Annotated in this window: 19 protein-coding genes; 11 read left to right on the plus strand and 8 right to left on the minus strand. The window is 72.2% G+C overall.

Annotated elements, in window-relative coordinates; genetic code table 11:
* The first annotated feature begins 3 nt into the window (after positions 1 to 3).
* The 4 genes from ACQEVZ_RS36480 to ACQEVZ_RS36495 all read left to right on the plus strand — a co-directional run bounded on the left by ACQEVZ_RS36480 (position 4) and on the right by ACQEVZ_RS36495 (position 3503).
* The gene (locus tag ACQEVZ_RS36480) at positions 4 to 831 is read left to right on the plus strand and encodes an ABC transporter ATP-binding protein (protein WP_433375006.1); all 828 of its coding nucleotides are present in this window, start codon (positions 4 to 6) and stop codon (positions 829 to 831) included.
* Positions 828 to 1625, plus strand: a complete 798-nt coding sequence (locus ACQEVZ_RS36485; RefSeq protein WP_433375009.1) for an ABC transporter permease — start codon at positions 828 to 830, stop codon at positions 1623 to 1625. Before ACQEVZ_RS36480 ends, ACQEVZ_RS36485 begins: the two co-directional genes overlap by 4 nt.
* Positions 1622 to 2761: a sensor histidine kinase gene (locus tag ACQEVZ_RS36490; RefSeq protein WP_433375012.1), complete on the plus strand. Its 1140-nt coding sequence runs from the start codon at positions 1622 to 1624 to the stop codon at positions 2759 to 2761. The genes ACQEVZ_RS36485 and ACQEVZ_RS36490 overlap by 4 nt, the downstream gene beginning before the upstream one ends.
* 106 nt (positions 2762 to 2867) lie before the next feature.
* Entirely contained in the window at positions 2868 to 3503 is a 636-nt protein-coding gene (locus ACQEVZ_RS36495) for a response regulator (protein ID WP_433375015.1), read from the plus strand.
* A gap of 1337 nt (positions 3504 to 4840) precedes the next feature.
* Here the strand turns inward: ACQEVZ_RS36495 and ACQEVZ_RS36500 are convergent.
* Positions 4841 to 5983, minus strand: coding sequence for a low temperature requirement protein A (locus tag ACQEVZ_RS36500; RefSeq protein WP_433375018.1), 1143 nt, complete (start codon positions 5981 to 5983; stop codon positions 4841 to 4843).
* A gap of 77 nt (positions 5984 to 6060) precedes the next feature.
* Here ACQEVZ_RS36500 and ACQEVZ_RS36505 point away from each other — a divergent pair, with 77 nt between their 5' ends.
* From ACQEVZ_RS36505 to ACQEVZ_RS36520, 4 genes are all read left to right on the plus strand, one after another.
* Positions 6061 to 6732, plus strand: a complete 672-nt coding sequence (locus tag ACQEVZ_RS36505) for an ArsR/SmtB family transcription factor (RefSeq protein ID WP_344503996.1) — start codon at positions 6061 to 6063, stop codon at positions 6730 to 6732.
* Between the two features lies 1 nt (position 6733).
* Positions 6734 to 7471 (plus strand): SRPBCC family protein, encoded by a 738-nt coding sequence (locus tag ACQEVZ_RS36510; protein ID WP_344503997.1) that lies wholly within the window; start codon positions 6734 to 6736, stop codon positions 7469 to 7471.
* 55 nt (positions 7472 to 7526) lie between these two features.
* Entirely contained in the window at positions 7527 to 7976 is a 450-nt protein-coding gene (locus tag ACQEVZ_RS36515; RefSeq protein ID WP_433375023.1) for an SRPBCC family protein, read from the plus strand.
* An 801-nt stretch (positions 7977 to 8777) separates the two neighbouring features.
* Positions 8778 to 9221: a hypothetical protein gene (locus tag ACQEVZ_RS36520; RefSeq protein ID WP_344503999.1), complete on the plus strand. Its 444-nt coding sequence runs from the start codon at positions 8778 to 8780 to the stop codon at positions 9219 to 9221.
* Between the two features lie 67 nt (positions 9222 to 9288).
* Here ACQEVZ_RS36520 and ACQEVZ_RS36525 read toward each other — a convergent pair whose 3' ends face one another.
* From ACQEVZ_RS36525 to ACQEVZ_RS36535, 3 genes are all read right to left on the minus strand, one after another.
* Complete coding sequence (locus tag ACQEVZ_RS36525; RefSeq protein WP_433375026.1) at positions 9289 to 9888, minus strand: hypothetical protein; 600 nt, start codon at positions 9886 to 9888, stop codon at positions 9289 to 9291.
* Between the two features lie 120 nt (positions 9889 to 10008).
* Positions 10009 to 10773 carry an SDR family NAD(P)-dependent oxidoreductase gene (locus ACQEVZ_RS36530; protein ID WP_433375029.1) on the minus strand — a complete coding sequence of 255 codons (765 nt, stop codon included), beginning with the start codon at positions 10771 to 10773 and terminating at the stop codon, positions 10009 to 10011.
* Positions 10774 to 10778: 5 nt separating this feature from the next.
* A complete protein-coding gene (locus ACQEVZ_RS36535; RefSeq protein ID WP_344504002.1) occupies positions 10779 to 11267 on the minus strand; it encodes a beta-class carbonic anhydrase in 489 nt (162 codons plus the stop codon).
* Positions 11268 to 11361: 94 nt separating this feature from the next.
* Here ACQEVZ_RS36535 and ACQEVZ_RS36540 point away from each other — a divergent pair, with 94 nt between their 5' ends.
* Positions 11362 to 12495 carry a geranylgeranyl reductase family protein gene (locus ACQEVZ_RS36540; protein WP_433375032.1) on the plus strand — a complete coding sequence of 378 codons (1134 nt, stop codon included), beginning with the start codon at positions 11362 to 11364 and terminating at the stop codon, positions 12493 to 12495.
* Between the two features lie 4 nt (positions 12496 to 12499).
* Complete coding sequence (locus ACQEVZ_RS36545) at positions 12500 to 12949, plus strand: YdeI/OmpD-associated family protein (protein WP_433375035.1); 450 nt, start codon at positions 12500 to 12502, stop codon at positions 12947 to 12949.
* Here the strand turns inward: ACQEVZ_RS36545 and ACQEVZ_RS36550 are convergent.
* On the minus strand, positions 12930 to 13721 hold the full coding sequence (locus ACQEVZ_RS36550; RefSeq protein ID WP_433375038.1) for an isocitrate lyase/PEP mutase family protein: 792 nt from the start codon (positions 13719 to 13721) through the stop codon (positions 12930 to 12932). The two genes, ACQEVZ_RS36545 and ACQEVZ_RS36550, sit on opposite strands and share 20 nt — an antisense overlap.
* A 152-nt stretch (positions 13722 to 13873) precedes the next feature.
* Positions 13874 to 14284 (minus strand): hypothetical protein, encoded by a 411-nt coding sequence (locus ACQEVZ_RS36555; RefSeq protein ID WP_433375041.1) that lies wholly within the window; start codon positions 14282 to 14284, stop codon positions 13874 to 13876.
* Between the two features lie 223 nt (positions 14285 to 14507).
* On the opposite strand from ACQEVZ_RS36555, the gene ACQEVZ_RS36560 reads away from it, so the two are divergent.
* Complete coding sequence (locus tag ACQEVZ_RS36560; protein WP_354897945.1) at positions 14508 to 14864, plus strand: DUF6980 family protein; 357 nt, start codon at positions 14508 to 14510, stop codon at positions 14862 to 14864.
* On the opposite strand, the gene ACQEVZ_RS36565 is transcribed toward ACQEVZ_RS36560, so the two are convergent.
* Together ACQEVZ_RS36565 and ACQEVZ_RS36570 are read right to left on the minus strand one after the other, a co-directional pair.
* A complete protein-coding gene (locus ACQEVZ_RS36565; RefSeq protein WP_354897942.1) occupies positions 14861 to 15280 on the minus strand; it encodes a nitroreductase/quinone reductase family protein in 420 nt (139 codons plus the stop codon). The genes ACQEVZ_RS36560 and ACQEVZ_RS36565 overlap by 4 nt on opposite strands.
* A gap of 127 nt (positions 15281 to 15407) precedes the next feature.
* Positions 15408 to 17126 carry a RecQ family ATP-dependent DNA helicase gene (locus tag ACQEVZ_RS36570; protein WP_433375045.1) on the minus strand — a complete coding sequence of 573 codons (1719 nt, stop codon included), beginning with the start codon at positions 17124 to 17126 and terminating at the stop codon, positions 15408 to 15410.
* Positions 17127 to 17258 lie beyond the last annotated feature (132 nt).

Genomic DNA, 17258 nt, shown 5'->3' on the forward strand with positions numbered 1-17258 from the left:
CTCATGACACCGATCGAAGTGCACGGGCTGCGCAAGGCGTACGGGGGCATCCCGGCCGTCGACGGGATCTCCCTCGCCGTCGGGCCCGGGGAGATCTTCGCCCTGCTCGGGCCCAACGGCGCGGGCAAGAGCACCACCGTCGAGATCCTCGAAGGCCACCGTCGCCGCGATTCCGGTGATGTACGGGTGCTGGGCGAGGACCCGTTCTCCGCCGGCCGTCGGTGGCGGTCCCGGATCGGGATCGTGCTCCAGACCGCCACCGACGCCGCCGACCTCACGGTTCGCGAGACCGTCCGGCATTACTCGCGCTTCTACCCTGCTCCGCGCGACCCTTCGCTCGTGCTCGACCTCGTCGGGCTGTCGGACAAGGCCGGCGCCCGGGTGCGAACGCTGTCCGGCGGGCAGCGGCGCCGCGTCGACGTCGCGCTCGGCATCATCGGCAACCCGGCCCTGGTCTTCCTCGACGAGCCGACGACCGGCTTCGACCCCGAGGCGCGGCGGCAGTTCTGGGCGCTGATCCGTTCCCTCGCCGCCGACGGGACCACGGTCCTGCTCACCACCCACTACCTCGAAGAGGCCGCGGCGCTCGCCGACCGGCTGGCCATCATCGCGGGCGGGCGGATCGTGGCCGCCGGTACACCGTCCACTGTGGGCGGACTGGCCCGGGCGCAGGCCACCGTCACCTGGCGCGACGGCACCGGCCTGCACGAGGTGCGCACCGACTCGCCCAACAGCGTCGTCGCCGCGCTGCCGCCCGACGCCTTCGACCTCCAGATCCGCCGCCCCAGCCTGGAAGACGTCTACCTCGACCTCATCGGAGCCCGGTCATGACCATGCCGTCCACGCTCGCCATGGGCCGCTCCCGCGGCTTCGTCGAGGTCCTCCAGCTGATCCGGCAGAAGGACGCGGTCATCTTCACGTTCGCGTTCCCGGCGCTGCTCACGATCCTGCTCGGGCTCATCTTCGACACGCCCGTCTCGCCGGGGTCCCCGACCACGCACAGCCAGGTGTTCGCCGCCGGCATGATCGCCTACGGCATCCTGTCCACCGCGTTCATCTCCATGGGCGTCGGCATCGCCGTCGACCGCGAGGACGGCACCCTCAAACGCCTGCGCGGCACGCCCGTCACCGCCGGCGCCTACTTCGTCGGCAAGATCGTGCTGGTCTTCTTCGCCGCCCTCTTCGAGGTGCTGCTGCTCCTGCTGGTCGGTGTGCTGCTCTTCGACCTGCGGGTGTCCTTGAGTGTTGATCGTTGGTTGACGTTCGGCTGGCTCCTGGTTCTGTCGGTGGTCGCCTGTACTCTGCTGGGCATCGCCGCGTCGTCGCTGGCCCGCTCGGCCCGCAGCGCCCCGGCGGTGCTCAACCTGCCCGTCCTGGTCCTGCAGTTCACGTCCGGCATCTTCGTCCACATCGCCGCGCTGCCATCGGCGATGGTCAACGTCTCGGCGCTGTTCCCCGTCAAGTGGATGGGGCAGGGATTCCGCTCGGTGTTCCTGCCCGACGCCCTCGCCGCGCAGGAGGTGGCAGGTTCATGGGAGCCCGGCAAGACCGCCCTGGTCCTGGGGGCGTGGTGCCTGATCGGCCTGGTCCTGAGCCTGCTGACGTTCCGCTGGTCGCGCCGGTGACGTTCGGCCTGTGGGACGCGCTGCACGTGGCGGTCGTGGGGTCGGTCGTCGGCTTCATGCTGGCCGACCCTCCCGGCTCCGTGCTCGCGTGCGTGCTGGTGGTGGCGTGCCTCGGCTGGTATCTCGTGTTCCGCCTCGTGCAGTTCGCCACGCCGCTCTTCGTGGCGGTGCTGGCGCTGCTGCACCTCACCGCGGTCTGGCTCGACCACACGGCGGCGTTCGCGCTCTTCGCATGGGGCGCGATGCTCTTCGCCGCGCTCCCGCTGCGCCCTGCCATCGCGGTCGTCGCCGTCCTCGACCTGGTCCCGGTGCCGCTGGCCTACCTGCGCGACGGCACCTTGACCCGGGTCCACGGCCTGATCCCGCTCACCGTGCTGGGCCTCGCCTTCGCGATCGTCTCCGGCACGTACATCGACCGGCTCGCCGACCAGAACGAGGAACGGGCCGCGATGATCGCCGAGCTGTCCGCGAGCCGCGCCGAGGTCGCCCGCCTCTCCCACGAGGCCGGCGTGCTCACCGAGCGGGCCCGCCTCGCCGCCGAGATCCACGACACCCTCGCGCAGGGCTTCACGAGCATCATCACCCTCGCCCAGGCCGCCACCGACCCCGCGCAGACCGCGCGGCGCCTCGAGCAGGTGGTCGGCACCGCCCGCGACAACCTCGCCGAGGCGCGCGCCCTCGTCGCCGCCCTCAGCCCCGCCGACCTGCACACCGCGGGCCTCGTCGCCGCGGTCCGCCGCCAGCTCTCCCGCCTGGCGGCCGAGACCGGCATCCGCACCGCCTGCCACCTGCCGTCCCCCGCCGGCGCCCTCATCGACCTGCCGACCGCGCAGCAGGTGGTGCTGCTGCGCTCCCTGCAGGAGGCCCTGACCAACGTCCGCAAACACGCCGGCGCCACCACCGTCGACGTCTGGCTCACCACCACCGGCACCTCGGTCGTCCTCACCGTCACCGACGACGGGGCCGGCTTCACTGTTCCTTCTTCTGGTTCCCCCGTTGCATTCAGCGTTCCGGGTGCACCCGCCGCCGGTTACGGCCTGGCCGGCATGCGCGCCCGGGTCGAGGACGCCGGCGGCACCTGCACCATCGAAAGCCGCCCCGGCGCCGGCACCACCATCACGGTCGAGCTGTCATGACCCTCTGTGCTTTCCCGGCACGGCCATCGCCACGGGCTCCAGCTGAAATGATCAATGCCATGCCTCCCACCGTTTTTTCGGTTTCTACGGTCTCTACGGGCCCGTCATGATCCGCGTCCTACTGGTCGACGACCACCCCGTCGTCCGCGACGGCCTGCGCGGCATGCTCGAGTCCGAGCCCGACCTGACCGTCGTCGGCGAGGCCGGCTCCGGCGACGAGGCCGTCACCGCCGCCCACACCCACCGCCCCGATGTCATCCTGATGGACCTGCGCATGCCGGGCCTCGACGGCGCCGGCGCCACCGACCGCATCCTCGCCGCCCTGCCGCAGACCCGCGTCGTCGTCCTCACCACGTACGACACCGACGCCGACATCCTCCGCGCCGTCGAAGCCGGAGCCAGCGGCTACCTGCTCAAGGACGCCTCCCGCACCGACCTCACCACCGCCATCCGCGCCGCCGCCCGCGGCGAGACCGTCCTGGCCCCGTCCGTCGCCGGCCGCCTCGTCCAACAGGTCCGCAACCCGCCTCAGCCCCCGATCCTCTCCACCCGCGAGCTGCAGGTCCTCTCCCTCGTCGCCACCGGCGCCACCAACGCCGACATCGGCCGCACCCTCCACATCACCGAGGCCACCGTCAAGACCCACCTGCTCCGCACCTTCAACAAGCTCGACGTCAGCGACCGCACCGCCGCCGTCACCACCGCCATGTCCCTGGGCCTGCTTCCCCAAACCCGCCCCTGACCCCCGGACACCCAACCCGTTACCCCCCCGGACCCCTGGACAACCACACCACCCGCATCGTCAACCACGTCAACACCCGTGGCACCCACCGAACCAGGTCCCCTCGCGACTTCCTCCTGCATCGGCCGATCGCCCGCAGCCCTCGCACCCGTTACCCCCGCGCCGATTCGCCCGCGCTTCTCCACGACCATTGCCCCGCGGGGCTTGCTCCTGTCCATGTCGACCGTGCCAGCGCGTCGCGAGGACCCCGCTGATCGCCCACGGTTCCCCGCAGCCCCGCCAATCGCCCCTGCTTCTCCACGGCCATCGATCCCATGGACCTGTTCCTGTCGGTGTTGACCCACGCGGGCGCTTCGCAGGCCCGTCGGTTGCCTGCGACTCCCGCACCCCGCCGACCACATCGCTCTCCGGCCCGTCGCCCGCGCGGACAGACACAGACCCACCCGTGCCCGAACCCTGACTGGGCAGCCCCTGTCCGTGCGCCAACGCGAACGCTCAACGTCGGCATCACGCACGATCCAGCGTCACCGACCCGCCGCACCCGCCAACCGACCCGACCGCCACATACGCCGGACGGTTCGGCCGAGGCCTGCCAGGTCCTGCCCGCTGACCCGCCCACCGAGCCCAGCCCGCCAGCCCGCCGCCCACCGGGTTCCTGCCCGCCGGCCCGCCGTCGGTCTGTTCCTGCCTGCTGGCCCACCGCCCGTCGGGTTCTGCCTGCTGCCCGCCGTTCGGCCGGGTTCTGCCTGCTGCCCGCCGTTCGGCCGGGTTCTGTCCGCTGGCCTGCCATCCATCGGGCCCAGTCGCTGGCCCGCGGCCCGTCGGCTCTGTCCGCTGGCCTGCCATCTACCGGGCTCTGCCTGCGGCTCGCCGGGCTCTGCCTGCGGCTCGCCGGGCTCTGCCTGCGGCTCGCCGGGCTCTGCCTGCGGCTCGCCGGGCTCTGCCTGCGGCTCGCCGGGCTCTGCCTGCGGCTCGCCGGGCTCTGCCTGCGGCTCGCCGGGCTCTGCCTGCGGCTCGCCGGGCTCTGCCTGCGGCTCGCCGGGCTCTGCCTGCGGCTCGCCGGGCTCTGCCTGCGGCTCGCCGGGCTCTGCCTGCGGCTCGCCGGGCTCTGCCTGCGGCTCGCCGGGCTCTGCCTGCGGCTCGCCGGGCTCTGCCTGCGGCTCGCCGGGCTCTGCCTGCGGCTCGCCGGGCTCTGCCCGCTGGCCCCGGCGCCCGTCAGGTCCTGCCCGATGGCCTGCTTTCCATCGGGTCATGTCCCTCAGCCCGCCGCAGGGCCGATTCGTCGGGCATGGCCGCCGGGCCCGTCGTCATTGCGGGCGGGCCGACGGCCGGGGCGGTCAGCGGCCGAAGTCGTGGATGGCGGTGGTGTGCTGGGCGCGGACGGTCTTGATGTCCTTCGCGATGACCGCGGCGGCCAGCACGAGCAGGACCGCGGTGACCTGGGCGACGGCCCGCCAGTGTCCTAACGGGATCGCCGCCATGACGCCGGCTGCCGCGGCCACCCGGTACCAGGCTCCAGGCACCTCCAATGTGGACAGGAACCAGGCGTGGCCGAGCAGGAACGTGGCGACACCCACGCTCAGGACGATGGCGCTCGGCCAGTGCAGCGGCTCGAAGGCGTGCCCGACCGACAGCTTCACCCCGACCGCGGTGAACACGATGCCGGCGATCAGGAAGTAGTGCGCGTAGCCCCACGCCACAACGGCGACCCGGGCCTTGCGGACGGGCTCGGCGATGGCGTGCAGCGCGTGCTCGGCGCGGGTCTCGTCGCCGGAGAAGTAGTTCCAGTACAGGTAGTACGCGATGCAGAGGCCGAGCAACGCCACGAGCAGCGCCGCCGGGTCGATGTGCATGCCGGCGAAGGCCAGGCCGATGGAGATGACCGACTCGCCGATGGCGACGATGACGACCAGCCCGTGCCGTTCCGCGAAGTGGCCCGCGTCGATCGTCCAGATCCCCATGCTGCGCTGCAGGTACGGCGCGACGACGACCAGCACGAGCGCCGCGGTCCACAGCCCGTACTGCCAAGCGCCGCCGAGGAACCCGCCTGCGAGGACCATGAGGGCGGCGGTGCCGTTGATCGGGGCCAGCCCGGCGATCGCGGTGCCGATCGAGGCGTTGTCGTCGGCCTGCAGGAACAGTGCGGAGTGGACGACGGTGACGAGGGCATACCCCACGCCGAAGGCCCAGCCGTCGCCGTCGAACGCATACGGGATGGACAGGGCGATGACCATGAAGCCGGCCATCCCGGTGAGCAGGAGTGTGCGGCGCAGGGTGCTGCTGGGCGCGACCGCGTTGGTCAGCCAGGCGTAGCCGCCGTACATCCACCAGATGATGCCGAGCATCAGCAGCACCCGGAGCGCGTAGGTGTCCACGTGCTTGACGAACACGTTGGCCAGCTGCATCACGGTGAAGACGAAGACAAGGTCGAAGAACAACTCGATGGTGGAGACCCGCGGTCCCCGCACCTGCGATGTCACAGCGGTCACTGTAGCGATGGGGTCCGACAATTTTTCTTGTCTTGACAGTTCGAGTTTTCGGCGGGTACCGTTCTCGCATGTTCGAAGTGGGAGTCATCGAGGAGGCCAGCGCGGCAGAGGTGGCGCTGGACCCGATCCGGGCGCGACTGCTGTCGCTGCTGGTCGAGCCGCACTCGGCGACCAGCCTCGCGGCGATCGTCGGCCTGCCCCGGCAGAAAGTGAACTACCACCTCAAGACGCTCGAAGCGCACGGGCTCGTCGAGCTGGTCGAGGAGCGACGCAAGGGCAACGTCACGGAGCGCGTGCTGCGAGCCGCGGCCGCGTCGTTCGTGATCTCGCCGACGGCGCTCTCGGCCGTGGCGCCCGACCCGGCGAAGTCGCCCGACAGGCTGTCCGCGCGATGGCTGCTCGCTGTCGCGGCCCGGCTCGTCAAGGAGGTCGGCACGCTCATCACCGGGGCGGCCCGGGCGGGCAAGCCGGTCGCCACCTTCGCGCTCGACGGCACCGTGCGGTTCGCCTCCGCGGCCGACCGGGCCGCGTTCGCCCAGGAGCTGACCGCGGCCGTCGCCGCGCTGGTGAGCCGATATCACGACGAGCACGCCGAAGGCGGCCGTGACCACAGGGTCATCGTCGCGATCCATCCGAGCCTGCGTCCGGAGGGCGGCCGTCCGATGGACGTGGCAGCCGTCGACGCCGACATCGACGTCCAGATCGAAAGCCAGCACCGCTCACAGACCGAGGAGTCCTGACATGTCGCACGAATTCGAGCTCACCCACGACATCGACATCGCGGCCACGCCCGAGCAGGTCTGGGACGCGATCGCCACCGGCCCCGGCATCGACTCCTGGTTCATGGGCAGGACCGAGGTCGAGCCGCGCGTCGGCGGCCGCGGGACGCTCACGATGCCCGGGTTCACCGCCGAGTCGACGGTGACCGCGTGGGAGCCGCCGCACCGCTTCGCGTACAAGGGCGCGCCCGCCGAAGACGGCGCGTTCATGGCGTTCGAGTATCTCGTCGAGGGCCGCGACGGCGGGAGCACCGCACTGCGGCTGGTGCACAGCGGCATCATGACCGGCGACTGGGAGGAGCAGTATGACGCGCTGCGCAAGGGCAACCCGCTCTACCTGCGCACGCTCGAGCAGTACCTGGTGCACTTCCCGGGCCGTGCCGCCGTGCCGGTCACCGCGTTCGGACCGCAGCAGTCCGACCAGGAGCAGGCGTGGGCCGGCATCGTCGGCGCCGTCGGTCTGACCGGGCCGGTCAGCGAGGGCGACAAGGCGCAGTTCACCGTCGGCGGGCGGGACATCGTCGGCGTGGTCGACGTGGCCCTGGAGCCCGGGTTCCTGGGCGTGCGCACCGACGACGCGCTGCTGCGGTTCGTGGGCGGCGGCGGCATGATCCTCACCGGCCACCACATCTTCGCCGACATCGACCAGGCGACCGCCGAGGGCACCTGGTCCGAGTGGCTCGCAGCCGTCTACGCCTGATCGCACGTGGAGGGCCGGCGACGTGCCGGCTCTCCACTCTCGCAAGGAGCACGCCGTGAACGCCGTTGAGTATTCGATCACCCGCAGGCTCCCCGCAGAGCCGAAACGTGTGTACATGGCGTGGACGACGCCGGCCGGCTTCAGCCAGTGGTTCGGGCCGCGGGAGTTCACCACGCCCGAGGACCGCATCGTCATGCAGACCCGGCCGGGTGGCGCGTGGCAGGTCGTCATGCTCGACGACGCCGGCAACGAGTATCCGCTCGGCGGCTTCTACCGTGAGCTCGACGCACCCGCCCGGCTCGTCATGACGACCGGCGACCCCGACAACACGACCGGCGACGTCGCTTCGACCGTCAGCGTGATGTTCAAGCCGACCGGCGACGGCTGCACCGAGATGACGATGCGCCAGCAGGGTGTGAACACGGACGCCGAGCACGCCGCAGGCGCCGCGGCGGGCTGGCGTCACTTCTTCGACCGGCTGGCGGAGCACCTTGCCGAGCATTGAAACCGCGGCGGGGTGGGACCGGCGGCCACGGTCGAGGTCGAGGTCGAGGTCGGAGTCGGAGTCGGGGTAGGAGTCGGAGTCGAGGTCTGAGTCAGGGTCGAGGTCGGGTGGGAGTCGGAGTTGAGGTCTGAGTCGGGGTCGAGGTCGGGGTGGGAGTCGGAGTTGAGGTCTGAGTCAGGGTCGAGGTCGGAGTCGAGGTCGGGGTGGGAGTCGAAGTCGGAGTCGGCGAGCTTTGCCCCGGCCCCGGCCGCAGCGGTGTGTTCCGGCAGTCGGGCGCACTGCTTCCGAGTTCCACAGAAGCGGGTGTCGCTGCTGGATGGTCTCGTGCACCACGTGACGGGGGCCCGGATGCGACGGGCCTGCTTGTGGCTGAGCGACGGACCAGCGGCGTCCCGGTGACGTTGAGCCGGCTGGTTCTGCTCTCGGCCGGTCCCGTCGGAGGGGCGAGTCGCGCCATGCGAGGCGGTTCCTACGGCGTCGTTGTGCGGCCCAGGCCCAGGTCCAGGCCCAGGCCTGGGCCCGCGGTCCTCAGGGGCGTCGCGTGCGCTGCGGGGCGGTCGTGCGCTGAAGGCGGGGAGTTGACCGCTGGGTCGGCGCGCTCGCTGCAGGGCGAGTCGTGCGCTGGATGGGGGAGTGGCCGGGTCCCGGGACAGGGCGCGAGCAGCCGCACCCGGTCTCGGGCGCCGAGGACCTCACCGGGCTCGCCGTCAGGAGCGGCGGCTGAGGGGCGACTGTTCAGCCGACGGGATGGAACCAGCGAGGGGGTCCCCGGAGCGGTGGGGGAGGCGGCACAATGCTGTCGTGACGTTGCCCATCCCTTACAGCGGCGGTGGCGGGAGTGTGCCCGCGTACAACGGGCCGGAAGTACAGATCGGGGATGTGCGGGTCGACGGCAGGGCGATCTACACGCCGGTCGGGGTGTGGCCGATCCAGGGCAGCCGGTGGATGGTGATCTCGCAGCCGATGCCGGTCGTCACGACGGCGGGGTGGGGGATCGCGCTGGGGGTGACGTTCACGGTGCTGGGGGTGGTGTTCGCGCCGTTCACGTGTGGGTTGAGCCTGTTCCTGCTGTTCGGGCTGTTCTTCCTGACGGCGAAGACGCACACGATGTCGGGGCCGATGATCGTGTCGGTGCAGGCGGGGCAGTACCACTACATGGCGCGGGAGGTCGTGTACTCGCCGCAGCACGCGGCGGAGGCGCTGCAACGGGTGAACTTCGCGCAGGCGCTCGCCTCGCGGTACTGAACCGCCCCACGCGAGCCGGCGTCGGCCCGCGCGGCTCTCCAGCCGTCGTGGGCAAGAAAAGACGCGTTTATGAGGGCGCCGGGTCCTCGGCGTGGTCGTCGTAGCCGGCGAGCAGCTGGGTCCTCGTGCCGACCAGGTGGGGCTCCAGGTCGCCGACGCGGGCGAGCCCGATCTCGGCCGGGGCGAGGTTGGAGACGCGCAGCAGCAGGCCGGGCACCTCGTCGAGGACCGCGAGCCAGCCCCGCTGCCCGGCGGTGACCTGCTGGTCGGGCCAGCGCTGGAAGGGTTTCGGCACGCCGTCCACGGTGATGCCCACGCGGTGCGGGGCGGGGGTCGACGCGGCGCGGAGGTTGCGCTCGTACGTCTTTCGGTCCTCGGGGGGCTGGGGCATGACGGCGGCGACGCGCATGTCGATGAGCAGCGGCAGGGGCGGGCCGGCGGTGGTCACGACCTCGACCCAGCCACCGCCCGCGGCCGGGTCGCCGAAGGTCAGGCCGGCGTGCACGAGCCGGTCCTCGTCCCAGGTCCAGGCGCCGATGCGGCACGGGCCGCTCCAGCCCGCCATCCCGTACAGCGGCAGCGCGGCGGCGCTCGCACGGATCCGGTTCGCCCGCTGGTCGATCAGCGCTGTGAACTCGATGCGGTTCAGCCGCCCCCCGTATCGCATGGGATCGATCGTGCAACATGACCCGGCGTCTGTGAGGCCCCTTGCCCCCCTCGCGGGGACCCCTGCTGTTTGCATCCCACTCGCGAAGAACGCACCCCAAGGGCGCGAAAGCGACCGGTATCAGCGGGACTCGGGGTCGTCGCCCCTGGCCGCGCGGCCGCCGTCGACCGGGACGACCGCGCCGGAGATGAACGACGCGGCAGGTGAGAGCAGGAACGCGACCGCCTCGGCGGCCTCGGCCGCGTCGCCGGCGCGGCCGATCGGGTGCAGGTGGGCGAGCTGGTCCACGATGCGGGCGGCCTCGTCCGGTGGGCGGGCGGACAGGAAGGCCGCCGACCGTTCGGTCCCGATCGACCCGAGGGCGACGGCGTTGACCCGGATGCCGTGCGGGCCGTGGTCGACGGCGAGAGCGCGGGTCAGGCCCTCGATCGCGGCCTTGGCGGTGGCGTACGGCAGGGCGCCGCGCACGGCCCGCTGCGCCTGGTGCGAGGAGACGTTGACGATCGCGCCGCCGTGGCCCGCCGCGCGGAAGCGCCGCACGGCGGTGGCGCTGCCCGTCACGGCGGGTGCGAGGTTCGCCACGATCAGGGCGAGCACCTCGCCGGCCGATACGGCATCCACCCAGGCGTCGCGGAAGACCGCGGCGTTGTTGACCCAGCCCGCGAGCGGGCCCCGCGCCTCGGCGAGGTCGGCGGCGCGCTCGGTGACGTCCTCGTCCCCGGCGTCCCCGGTGACCCCCGTGACCCGCCCGCCCGGCGTGATCCAGGTCAGGGCGTCCGCGTCGCGCTCCAGCACGACGACGGTCGTGCCGGGGTCGCGGAGCAGCCGCTCGGCGACGGCGCGGCCGACACCGCGGCCGCCGCCCGTCACGACGTAGGACCGCACCGGCGTCAGCGGACTTCTTCGATTTTGGCGCTGGCGACGTCGAAGATGAAGCCGCGCACGTCCTCGCGGTGCGGCAGCCAGGCGCACTGGCGGACCGTCTCGATCGAGGAGCGCATCGTCTCGTGCAGGTCGGTGAAGCCGGGCACGTCCCAGCCCGGCGCCCGGCCCGTCTCGGCGGTGAGCGTCGCGCGGAACTCGTCGTCGTCGAAGTCCTGCATGCCGCACTCGGTGTGGTGGATCAGCACGACCTCACGGGTGCCGAGCCGGCGCTGGCTGATCGCGAGCGAGCGCAGCACCTCCTCCGTCGGCAGGCCGCCGGCGTTGCGGATCAGGTGCGCGTCCCCGATCTCCAGGCCCAGCGCACCGAAGAGGTCCAGGCGCGAGTCCATGCAGGTGATGACGGTCAGCCGCAGCTTCGGACGCACCGGCCGGGGGCCGGGGAACGTGATCGCGTACTGCTCGTTGGCGTGGATGAGGTGGTCGATCGCCGACATTCCGCCAGTCAAACAGATCGGTCACTCATTCGGATGACGTCTGCGTCACACGAGGCCAATCTCACCTGTGAACCCCGACCTCTAGTCTGCTCGGGTGAGTGAACCCAACAGCGCAGCAAGCTGGGACGTGGTTGTCGTGGGCGGCGGGCCCGCCGGGCTGTCGGCGGCGCACGCGGCGGCGACCGCCGGCGCCCGGACGCTCGTCCTGGAGAAGGCGGTGCACCCCCGGTACAAGACCTGCGGTGGCGGGCTGATCGGCTTCACCGTCCAGTCGGTCGAGGACCGCATCGACATCCCCGCCGACGACCACATCACGCGGGTCGAGTTCACCCACGACGGGCGGAGCGCGTTCGCCCGGTCCGCGCGGCGCGGCCCGCTGCTGCAGATGGTCCGCCGGCCCAGGTTCGACGACGCGCTGCGGCTCGCCGCGGAGAAGGCCGGCGCGGTCGTGCGGCAGTCGGCGACGGCCCGGTCCCTGGAACAGACCGGCGACGCGGTCGTGGTCCGGCTCGCCGACGGCTCGACCGTCACCGGCCGCACCGCCATCGGCGCTGACGGGTCGTCGGGGATCACGGCGCGGCACGCTGGCGTCGAGTACGGCCAGGTCGACCTCGGCCTGGAGGTGGAGCTGCCCGTCGGCGCCGACGTCGCCGCGAGGTGGAAGGGGCGGCTGCTGATCGACTGGGGTCCGCTGCCCGGCTCCTACGCGTGGGTGTTCCCGAAGGACGACCTGCTCACCGTCGGCGTGATCGCGTCCCGCGGGCAGGGCGAGCGGACCAAGCGGTACCTGCGCGACTTCGTGACCCGGCTCGGCCTCGACGGCATCGAGCCCGTGCACGACTCCGGCCACCTGACCCGCTGCCGCACCGCCACGTCCCCGCTGCGCACCGGCCGCGTCCTCGTCGCCGGCGACGCGGCCGGTCTGCTCGAGCCGTGGACCCGCGAAGGGATCAGCTTCGCCGTGCGCTCCGGCGCCCTGGCCGGCGCGGCCGCGGCCGCCGGTGACCTCGACGCCTACGTCACCGCCGTCGAGCAGCGGCTCGCCCCGGCGATGACGGCCGGGCGGCGGCTGCTGGACACGTTCAGCCGCCGGCCCGGGCTCTTCCACGCGATGCTGCGCACCCCGCCGGGGTGGCGGATGTTCGAGCGGTTCTGCCTCGGGGAGATGTCGTTCGAACGTACCGTCGAGCGCCTGCCCGTCAGAACGGCGCTGAAGCTGCTCCAATGAGGGCATGAGGTTTCGCACGACGCTGGTCCTCGGCGGGAAGACCGCCACGGGCATGACGGTCCCCGCCGAGGTCGTCGAGTCGTTCGGGCAGGGCAGGAAGCCCCAGGTGCTCGTCACGATCAACGGCTACACGTACCGCAGCACCGTCGCCGTCCGCGACGGGCAGTTCATGGTGCCCGTCTCCGCCGAGGTCCGCGCCGGGGCGGGCGTCGAGGCCGGCGACGAGATCGACGTCGACCTGGAGCCGGACACCGCGCCCCGCACCGTCGTGGTGCCGGCCGATCTCGCCGCCGCCCTGGCCGGGGATCCGACCGCGAAGGCGAGGTTCGAGGCACTTTCGTACAGTGGCCGACGCCAGCACGTGCTCGCCCTCGACGGCGCGAAGACGGACGCGACCCGGCAGCGCCGGCTGGAGAAGATCCTCGCGGCGCTGGTCAGCCCATCAGACGGTTGAGCTCCGAGTATTCGATGGCGCCGTCGAGGCTGGTGTACGTGCCGGTGGTGAACGCCTCCTCGGCGGCGCGACGGGCGACGGCGTACGCCGCCTCCGCCACCCACGAGCCGAGGCTGACCCGCGCCACGCCCAGCTTGCCGAGTTCCGCGACCGTCGGCGCGCCCGGCCCGACCAGGATGTTCAGCGGCGCCGGGATCGCGGCGGCGAGCCTGCCGATGGTGTCGGTGTCCACCACGCCCGGCACGAAGATCCCGCTCGCGCCGGCGTCGAGATAGGCGCGCGCCCGTTCGACCGTCTGCTCGAGGTCGTCGGTGCCGCGGAGGTACGTGTCGATGCGGGCGTTGATGTAGACGTCGGGGGCGGCGGCCCGGGCGGCGGCGATCCGCGCCACCTGGCCGGCCACCTCACGCAGGCCGGGCCGCTCCCCGCGGACGGTGTCCTCCAGGTTCACGCCGACCGCGCCGGCGTCCGCGACCCCGCGCAGCGTCTCCGCCACCTCGTCCGGGGTGGCGCCGAAGCCCGACTCGACGTCCGCGGTCACCGGCACGTCCACCGCGGCGACGACCCGGCGCAGGTGCGCGAGCATCGCGTCGCGGGTCAGCGCGTCACCGTCGGGCACGCCGAGCGTCCAGGCGACCCCGGCGGACGTGGTCGCCACCGCCCGGGCACCGGCGGCGGCGACGACCCGCGCCGAGGCGGCGTCCCAGGCGTTGACGAGCACGAGCGGGTCGGCGGGGTCGTGCAGGGAGCGGAACAGCGCTGCGTTGGTCATGCCCGCCATCCTGCCCGGCCCCGCACCCGGCCCGCACACCCGCCGGACGGGCCGGACGCCGGCCCGCACACCCGCCGGGCGGGCCGGACGCAGAACGCCGGCCCGCGGAAGGTCCGCGGGCCGGCGCCGGAGAACAGCGACAGTAGAGAAGATCAGCCGGCGGCGATCGACGGCGGGGTGTCGGTGTCGATGACGGTGGCCTCGCTGAAGGCGGAGTCGAGCTGCGCCCGGATCGCGTCGAGCTGGTGGAACTCGCTGGAGGACGCCGACTCGGAGCCCTCGGCGGCGAAGACGTGGTCCGTCTCGGCGGCGGAGTGGTCGTAGGAGGTGAAGTCCGACTCCTGGTACTGCGCGCCGCTCGCGTCGGTGTACGACACCTGGTGGCCCTGGTCGAAGGAGGTCGACTCGGCCGACGCGTGGTCCTGCTCGTAGACGCCGAACTGCGAGTCGTAGTTGTTCTGGCTCGCGTCGACCTGGTGCAGCTGGTCCAGCGACTCGTGGTTCTCGCCCGCCTCGACGTGGCCGTATTCCGCGCCGGTGTCGCCGCCGTCGTACTCGCTCATGGTGGGTCCTCTCGGTATTGCGATGGGGGTGTTTGCGATTCGGTGTTCGGTGTCGCAGATGACGCTAAGGCGCCGTCGGGGGCGTCGAATCCTGGAAACGTGCCAGCCGTTCAACTGCCGTGGAAACGAGCGTATACCGTGCTCAGCGGCCTGGACTATCCTTCAAACGACAGTTGCGGGCCTGCCGGACACCCGACAGGACGCGCCCGCCATACTGCGTGCCGTGCGCAAACACTGCTGCGACGGAATGCGGGCCCAACTGGCGCTGGCCGAGTCCGAGGCCGGCGAGGACGACCCGGATGTGGTCGTCGTCCATGACGCGAGGTTCGACGAGTACGGGCTGCCCGTCCGCGACGGCGGCACGTCGATGGTCGTGATCGGGTACTGCCCGTGGTGCGGCGGGCGGCTGCCGGAATCGCGGCGGGACGCGTGGTTCGACGCGGTCGAGGTGCGCGGCCTCGACCCGTGGGAGGACGAGCTGCCCGAGGAGTTCCGCGACGACTCCTGGTGGACGGGCGGGGAAGCGACGGGGACCGACCGGGAGTTCGTCGAGCCCGAGAAGGTGATCAGCCCCGCCTAGTACGAGGGGCGGACCAGCTCGACGACCGGGATCCTGCGGTCGACGCCGTTCTGGTGGTCGGTGAAGAACGGATACCGCTCGCAGATCCTGGTCCACAGCACGGGCCGGTCCTCGTCGGCGACGGGGCGGGCGGTGGCGGCGTACTCCTCGCCTTCCGCCTCGACGGTGACGGCCGGCTCGGCGACCAGGTTGCGGAACCAGTCCGGGTCGTTGACGGCGCCCGCGTTGGAGGCGATGACGTACATCTTGTCGTCGATCCGGATGAACATCATCGGGCTGGTGTGCGGCGCGCCGGACCTGCGGCCCGAGGTGGTGAGCAGCAGCAGCGGCCGGTCACCCAGCCGCCGCCCGGAGGCCCGGAACTCGGCGATGAGCTCGCGGTTGTACGCACGCTGGTCGACGGGCAGCTCGGTCATGCGACCAGCCTAAGCGGTGCCCGGCGGCGGCGCCCGCCAACCGCGGCCGACGCCGCGACGGTGCCGCGCCGTGGCGCCCGGCAACCGCGGCCGCCGTGGCGCCCGCCGACCAAGGCGGGCGCCGGGGTCACGCGGGCTCCAGCAGCTTCGACTTCTGCACGATCGGCACCGACAGCGTCTTGTAGCCGACCTCCTCGAACAGGATCACGACCCGGTCCTGCTCGTAGGCCATCACGGTGCCGGTGCCCCACGCGGTGTGCCGGACCTCGCTGGAGACGGGGAACGGCCGGCCGGAGTCGACGACCGTGACCTCGTCCGCCGCCACCGCCACGGCGGGGCGCCGGAACAGCCGCCGGTACCACGGCACGCGCGGCACCACGGGATCCACGACGACGGTGCCGTTGGCGCAGTTGTCGCAGTGCCCGCAGGCGCGCTCGGCCTGCTCGCCGAAGTACGCGAGCAGCGCGTTGCCGCGGCAGTTGGCGCTCTCCGCGTACTGGCGCATCATGTCGATCCGGGACCGCCGCAGCGTCTGGTGGCGTTCGAACTGCGCGAGCGCGAGCCGCGACGCCTCCGCCGGCGTGGGCGCGTAGCGGGGCGTGCCGAGCTTGTTGCCGGGCAGGACCTCGACCGCGCCGACCTGCTCGAGCAGGCTCAGCAGCGACGTCACCTTGCGCGCCGGCAGGCCGCTGCGGGTGGCGAGCGCGGTCCGGCTCACCGACCCTTCCCGCAGGGCGGCGGCGAGCTGGGTGAGCTCGTGGCCGTCGGGCGCGCCGGAGGCGAAGAACCGTTGCAGCGATACGTCCTCGGGCCGGAAGAACAGCACCGTGCGCGACGCCGCGCCGTCCCGGCCGGCGCGGCCGATCTCCTGCAGGTAGCTGTCGGGGGAGTCGGGCAGCGCCACGTGGTGCACCCAGCGGATGTTGGGCTTGTCGACGCCCATCCCGAAGGCGCTGGTCGCGACCATGACCGGGATCTTGTCGGCCATGAAGTCGGTGTACCGGCGGTTGCGTTCGCCGGCGGCGAGCCCGGCGTGGAACGCGACCGCCTCGACGCCGTGCTCGGTGAGCCGGGTCGCGTACTGCTCGGCGATCGCCCGCGTCGGCGCGTACACGATCCCGGGGTGCGGCTCCTTGCGGACCTGCGCGAGAAGCCGCTGCCAGCGCTGCTCGTCGCTGGTGCAGTGCACCGCCGACAGCTCCAGGTTGGCCCGGTCGAGGCCGGCGACGTGCGTGAACGGGTCCTGCAGCCCGAGCGTCTCGGTGATGTCCGCCCGCACGGGCGGCGACGCGGTCGCGGTCAGCGCCACGATCACCGGGCGGTGCCGCCCGTCGCCGAGCTCCCGGATGAGGTGGCCGAGCTGCAGGTAGTCGGGGCGGAAGTCGTAGCCCCACGCGGAGACGCAGTGCGCCTCGTCGACGGCGACCAGGCTCGGCCGCAGCGCCTTGACCTCCGCCAGGCGCGCCGGGTTGCCGAGCTGCTCCGGCGTGATGAACAGGAACCTGGCCGTCCCGGCCCGCAGCGCCTCGAGCGCGGCCTGCTGCTGGTTGGGCGTCTCGGCCGAGCTGATCCTGACGGCCTGCCCGGCGGCCCGGCGGTTCAGTCCGGCGATCTGGTCCTGCTGCAACGCGAGGAGTGGTGAGATGACGACAGTGGGCCCGGGCAGCAGCATCGCCGGAACCTGGTAGATGGCTGATTTTCCGCCGCCAGTGGGTAACACCACGAGCGCGTCCCGCCGCTTGAGCAGGGCGCGCATCGGCGGAAGCTGTCCTGCGCGCAACTGGTCCCAGCCGAAGTGCTGGCGGGCGGCGCGGCGTAGGCGGGGTGCGAGCGGCACAAGATTCATCGCGGGCGACTGTACCGGTGTTCGAATGCATCGGCGCGCTGAGCGAGTTGTCGCGACACGCCGAATCTGAGCACTCTCACTGTCTCGCAACCAAAAGGCACCCGAAAGTGACGGTGCCAGCACCCTTCGTAG

Origin of the sequence: Dactylosporangium sp. CA-152071 (assembly GCF_050936335.1) — a bacterium.
GTDB classification, from domain to species: Bacteria; Actinomycetota; Actinomycetes; order Mycobacteriales; family Micromonosporaceae; genus Dactylosporangium; species Dactylosporangium maewongense.

What these genes read in the sequence shown, in the direction of transcription:
- ACQEVZ_RS36480 (WP_433375006.1), top strand. Translation starts at nt 4, where the DNA reads ATGACACCGATCGAAGTGCACGGGCTGCGCAAGGCGTACGGGGGCATC.
- ACQEVZ_RS36485 (WP_433375009.1), top strand. Translation starts at nt 828, where the DNA reads ATGACCATGCCGTCCACGCTCGCCATGGGCCGCTCCCGCGGCTTCGTC.
- ACQEVZ_RS36495 (WP_433375015.1), top strand. Translation starts at nt 2,868, where the DNA reads ATGATCCGCGTCCTACTGGTCGACGACCACCCCGTCGTCCGCGACGGC.
- ACQEVZ_RS36505 (WP_344503996.1), top strand. Translation starts at nt 6,061, where the DNA reads ATGTTCGAAGTGGGAGTCATCGAGGAGGCCAGCGCGGCAGAGGTGGCG.
- ACQEVZ_RS36510 (WP_344503997.1), top strand. Translation starts at nt 6,734, where the DNA reads ATGTCGCACGAATTCGAGCTCACCCACGACATCGACATCGCGGCCACG.
- ACQEVZ_RS36525 (WP_433375026.1), bottom strand. Translation starts at nt 9,888, where the DNA reads ATGCGATACGGGGGGCGGCTGAACCGCATCGAGTTCACAGCGCTGATC.
- ACQEVZ_RS36535 (WP_344504002.1), bottom strand. Translation starts at nt 11,267, where the DNA reads ATGTCGGCGATCGACCACCTCATCCACGCCAACGAGCAGTACGCGATC.
- ACQEVZ_RS36545 (WP_433375035.1), top strand. Translation starts at nt 12,500, where the DNA reads ATGAGGTTTCGCACGACGCTGGTCCTCGGCGGGAAGACCGCCACGGGC.
- ACQEVZ_RS36550 (WP_433375038.1), bottom strand. Translation starts at nt 13,721, where the DNA reads ATGACCAACGCAGCGCTGTTCCGCTCCCTGCACGACCCCGCCGACCCG.
- ACQEVZ_RS36555 (WP_433375041.1), bottom strand. Translation starts at nt 14,284, where the DNA reads ATGAGCGAGTACGACGGCGGCGACACCGGCGCGGAATACGGCCACGTC.
- ACQEVZ_RS36565 (WP_354897942.1), bottom strand. Translation starts at nt 15,280, where the DNA reads ATGACCGAGCTGCCCGTCGACCAGCGTGCGTACAACCGCGAGCTCATC.
- ACQEVZ_RS36570 (WP_433375045.1), bottom strand. Translation starts at nt 17,126, where the DNA reads ATGAATCTTGTGCCGCTCGCACCCCGCCTACGCCGCGCCGCCCGCCAG.